At 61.5% G+C, this 3,979-nt stretch carries 5 protein-coding genes; all 5 read left to right on the forward strand.

The genetic code is table 11. The features are described 5' to 3' along the window. A partial coding sequence (locus VJR68_RS20505; RefSeq protein ID WP_324150640.1) for a hypothetical protein occupies nt 1–600 on the forward strand: 600 nt, incomplete at its 5' end. A gap of 35 nt (nt 601–635) precedes the next feature. After that, nucleotides 636–833 carry a helix-turn-helix transcriptional regulator gene (locus VJR68_RS20510; RefSeq protein ID WP_188793503.1) on the forward strand — a complete coding sequence of 66 codons (198 nt, stop codon included), beginning with the start codon at nt 636–638 and terminating at the stop codon, nt 831–833. Between the two features lie 7 nt (nt 834–840). Then, the gene (locus tag VJR68_RS20515; protein WP_324150643.1) at nt 841–2,418 is read left to right on the forward strand and encodes an alpha/beta fold hydrolase; all 1,578 of its coding nucleotides are present in this window, start codon (nt 841–843) and stop codon (nt 2,416–2,418) included. Continuing rightward, nucleotides 2,415–3,149 (forward strand): ATP-binding cassette domain-containing protein, encoded by a 735-nt coding sequence (locus tag VJR68_RS20520; RefSeq protein ID WP_324150645.1) that lies wholly within the window; start codon nt 2,415–2,417, stop codon nt 3,147–3,149. Before VJR68_RS20515 ends, VJR68_RS20520 begins: the two co-directional genes overlap by 4 nt. Beyond that, a partial coding sequence (locus VJR68_RS20525; RefSeq protein WP_324150647.1) for an ABC transporter permease occupies nt 3,146–3,979 on the forward strand: 834 nt, incomplete at its 3' end. The genes VJR68_RS20520 and VJR68_RS20525, both read left to right, overlap by 4 nt.

Raw genomic sequence — 3,979 nt, forward strand, 5'->3', positions numbered from 1 at the left:
ATGCCGAGGTTTTCGCTAAAGCAATACCAACCACGTGTGCTGATCGCGATGGCGATCTACACCGCCTTCATGCTGCTGGTCTGGCCGCAGGTGGGCAAAACGACGAGCTTGTCGCTCAAGGCCGTGCTGGCGATCGCCGCGGCGTTGCCGGTGCTCTATGTCATCGCGCAAATGGCGCGGCTGATTCGCAACAGCGACGAACTGGAGCGCCACACGCATTTGGTGGCGCTGAGCACGGCGACAGCGGTGGTCAGTGCGCTGGCTTTCATCGGCGGATTTCTGGCGGCGGCCGGCGCGGTGAAGCTGGATGGCTCGGTGCTGATGCTGGTTTTTCCCGCCATGGTGCTTTGCTACGGGCTGGTGCGTTGGCGGCTGGTGCGCAGCTACGGTGGAAGCTCACTGTGCGAGGAGAACGGCATCAGGCCGTACCTGTATCTGCTGCTGTTCGGCATGGCTCTCATGGCGGTGGCCGTGCTGTATCCGAGCGGGGCGGATGATGCGCGGCGAGGGTTTCTGTACGGCGTGGCTGCCGGGCTGATTGTTTTTGGCGGCCTGCCGATCGGCAGATATTGGTACCGGCGCAAGTACCGTCATGAGTGATCGTGCAAAGCCGGCACTGACGCAACCACGCATACATGAATAATCTCATACGCGAATTGCGCGGCGAACGCGGCTGGTCGCAAGCCGAACTTGCGCAACAATTGGATGTATCGCGGCAAACCATCAATGCCATCGAGACGGGGAAATACGATCCAAGTCTGCCGCTGGCTTTCAAGATCGCACGCCTGTTCGGCATGCCGATCGAAATGATCTTTGTGCCCGGGGAGGAGTGAAGGAACCATGGCCTTGAAGGCAAGAACCGCTTTTCGCTTGATCGTTGTCGCGGTCGCACTGGGTGTGCTGGCGTACCAGCATTGGCATCATCCGAGTGAGCCGGCCACCGCCACGGCGGATGTGGCGCCGGTTGCCGCGCCTGTCGATACCAAGGAACCGTCGCAGCCGGCGCGCACCTGGCAACGCGGGTCGCTGACCTTTACGCCGTGCGAGCTTGGCCGTCCTGGTAGCGGCGCGCGCGCACAAGCCTGGTGCAGCGCGTTTGACGTGCCGGAAAACCGCGATGATCCGCACGGTCGCCATATCCGTTTGAAGCTCGCGATCGCGCGCAGCGATGCGCAAGTACCCGAACCGGATCTGGTCACGCTGCTTGCCGGTGGCCCTGGCGAGGCGGCCACCGAAGCGTGGGTGATTGAAGCACCGGCCTTTGCCGAGGTGCGCAAGCATCACGACGTGCTGCTGCTGGATCAGCGCGGTACCGGCGGCTCCAATCCGCTGAGTTGCAAGGGCGCGGAAAAAACCTCCGATCAGAACGCCCTGACGCTCGATCTCGACAAGGTGCGCAAAGACGTTGCGGCCTGCCTGGATGAGGTCAAGCAAAAGGCCGATCCGCGCTACTACACCACCACCATTGCCGTTGAGGATCTGGAAGATGTGCGCAAGGCGCTGGGTTCACCGCCACTCGATCTGGTGGGCGTGTCCTACGGCACGCGCATGGCGCAGCACTACCTCAAGCATTATCCGAACAGCGTGCGCAGCGTGGTGCTGGATTCGGTGGTGCCCAATCAAGCCATCCTGGGTGAGGATTTTGCCGGCAATCTCGACGATGCACTGAAAAAAGATTTCGCCTATTGCACGTCGGTCTCGGCGTGCAAGCAACGCTTCGGCGATTCGATGCAGACGCTGTATCAGCTGCGCGATGCGCTGCGTGCGAACCCGCATAAGGTCAGTTTCCGCGATCCGGAAACATATGAAACAGTGGAACGTCCCTTGAGCGAGTTCGCGCTTGCCAGCGTGGTGCGCATGTTCGCCTATCAGCCGGAAACGGCAGCGCTGTTGCCGCTGTCGATCAACGCTGCCGCGCATGGCGATGTCGGTCCTTTGCTGGGGCAGGCCAAGATCTTGAGCGGCGATCTCAGCGGCGACATGAACAACGGCATGTCGATGAGCGTGATCTGCAGCGAAGATGCCGATCAGCTGCAGCCGCGGTCGCAGGATCAGAACACGATCCTGGGCAATCACCTGGTAGATGCGATCAAGGCGCAATGCGATGTGTGGCCGCATGGCGCGCGGCCCGACGACTTCCATGCGCCGCTGAAGAGCGACAAGCCGATCCTGATGCTGTCCGGCGAACTGGATCCGGTCACACCGCCGCGCTACGGCACGGAAATCCTGCCGGGCTTGTCGAACGGCCGGCAGCTGATTTTCAAAGGGCAGGGACACTCCCTGCTGGGACGCGGCTGCATGCCGCAATTGCTCGGCAAGTTCATCGACAAGCCCGATCCCAAGCAACTGGATGCCAGCTGCCTGGACAAGCTGGGCGAAACGCCCGCCTTCATCGACTTCAACGGAGCGTTGCCATGATCGAAGTGAAGGAACTGCACAAGCATTTCGGCGCTGTCAAAGCGGTAGATGGCGTGAGCTTCGCGGCGCGCGACGGCGAAATCACCGGCCTGCTCGGCCCTAATGGCGCGGGCAAAACCACTACGCTGCGCATGCTGTACACGTTGATGCAACCCGACAGCGGGCAGGTATTGATCGATGGCATCGACGTGGCGAAGGACGCTCTTGCCGTGCGCCGTCAACTTGGCGTATTGCCGGATGCGCGTGGCTTGTACAAGCGGCTTACCGCGCGCGAGAACATCGATTACTTCGCGCGGCTGCAAGGCATGGATGAGGCATTGATCCGCACGCGGCGCGAACAGCTGATCAAGGCGCTCGACATGGCCGATATCGCCGATCGCCGTGTCGAAGGTTTTTCGCAGGGACAGCGTGTCAAAACGGCGATTGCGCGAGCCCTGGTGCACGATCCCAGGAACGTAATCCTGGACGAACCCACCAATGGCCTCGACGTGATGGCCACGCGCAGCATGCGCCAGTTCATGCGGCACCTGAAGCAAGAAGGACGTTGCGTGCTGTTTTCCAGCCACATCATGCAGGAGGTGGCGGCCCTGTGCGATCGCATCGTGGTGATTGCGCATGGTCGCGTGGTGGCGGATGAAACCCCCGATGCATTGCGCGCGCAAACCGGCGAGGCCAACCTGGAGGATGCCTTCGTGAAGATCATCGGCAGCGAAGAAGGGCTGGCGGCATGAACACCACGCTGACTGTGTTTCTCAAGGAAGTGAAGGAAAACCTGCGTGACCGGCGCACGCTCATGAGTGCGTTGTTGCTGGGGCCGCTGCTTGGCCCCGTGATCTTCATCATGATCATGAACGTGGTGCTCACGCGTGAATTGAACAAAGCCGACCAGCCGATCAAGGTGCCGGTGATCGGCGCGACTAACGCACCGAATCTGATCGATGCGCTCAGGCAGCAGGGCCTGTTGCCGCAGCCAGCCATGGCTGACCCGGAAGCCGCCGTGCGCAATCGCGATGCCGATGTTGTGTTGCGTATTCCCAAAGGCTTTGGGGATTCATGGCGCAAGGGTGAGACATCGCAGGTTGAATTGATCTACGACTCCTCGCAGCGCGATAGCGGTGGCTCGGTCGAGCGCCTGAAGGGCATGCTGGAGAATTACAGCCACCGCCAGGGCGCCATGCGATTGGTTGCGCGCGGCCTTTCGCCGGCCATGATGGCGCCGGTGGCCATTGATGAGCGTGACCAGTCGACGCCGCAATCGCGCGCCGGAATGATGTTCGGCATGTTGCCGTATTTCTTCGTGCTTACCGTGTTCATGGGCGGCATGTACCTGGCCATCGACCTGACGGCCGGCGAGCGCGAGCGGCAATCGCTGGAACCGCTGTTCGCCAATCCTGTGCCGCGCTGGAAGATCCTGCTGGGCAAGCTGGCGGCGACGTGTGCGTTCTCGCTCGTCAGCCTGTTGATCTGCGTGGTGGCTTTCGGCTTCTGCGGCAAGCTGATTCCGATCGAGCGGCTTGGCATGCGTATGAGCCTGGGCGTTTCCTTTGCCTCGCAAGTGGTG

Source organism: Dyella sp., from assembly GCF_035277725.1.
In the GTDB taxonomy this organism is placed as follows: domain Bacteria; phylum Pseudomonadota; class Gammaproteobacteria; order Xanthomonadales; family Rhodanobacteraceae; genus Dyella_B.